The sequence below is a fragment of the Acidiphilium sp. PM genome, assembly GCF_000219295.1.
Lineage (GTDB): Bacteria > Pseudomonadota > Alphaproteobacteria > Acetobacterales > Acetobacteraceae > Acidiphilium > Acidiphilium multivorum.
In genome coordinates, this window is record NZ_AFPR01000602.1 from 1 (window position 1) to 612 (window position 612).

The 612-nt window shown below is 52.1% G+C and carries 1 protein-coding gene; it reads left to right on the forward strand.

Translation table 11 applies throughout. The features are described 5' to 3' along the window. Positions 1–152 precede the first annotated feature (152 nt). Positions 153–612 (forward strand): type IV secretion system protein (locus APM_RS19340; RefSeq protein WP_039889351.1); only part of this gene is annotated, 460 nt, incomplete at its 3' end.

The following is a 612-nucleotide window of genomic DNA, read 5'->3' on the forward strand; positions in this document are numbered from 1 at the left end:
CCGCCAGCGGTGCAAAACAGACTCGTCCCACTGCCGTACGGCGGTCAGACCAAGGCTCAAGGCGACGCTGAAATCCAAGCATTGTGCAAGGCGGATGGAAAAGACGCCCCGCCCATTTGCGGACAATATGTCGCTGGAAAGACCTCAAACTAATGAGCGTCCCCACCACGACCATCAATCTCTTTGAGTTTATGTATAACCAGTACAGCACCGGGTTCCTGCAATCGCTGAATAGCGATGTTGGCTCCGCCTTGTCGGCAGCATTACCGCCTCTTTCCGCTGCCCTGGTCATCTGGGTCATCATCCTCGGATACCTCATGATGACCGGCAGCCTGGATATACGCTACGGCATCTCAAAGGTATCAACGATGGCGATCGTGGTGGGCATTATTGCCTCAACATCGCTTTATGATTCCTACGTCCAGACTCTTTTCATGAAGTCGCTGCCGAGCTTTGTCGCCAGCACCTTTTCATCTGGCAATACGAGCAACATCCCGCAGAGTCTTGACCATACATTCAATACATTCTGGATCGCCGGTCAGATTATCTACAACAAAGCAAAATGTATGACCTGCGTGCTCGAACCATACGTGCTTGGCATCGAAATCGAGC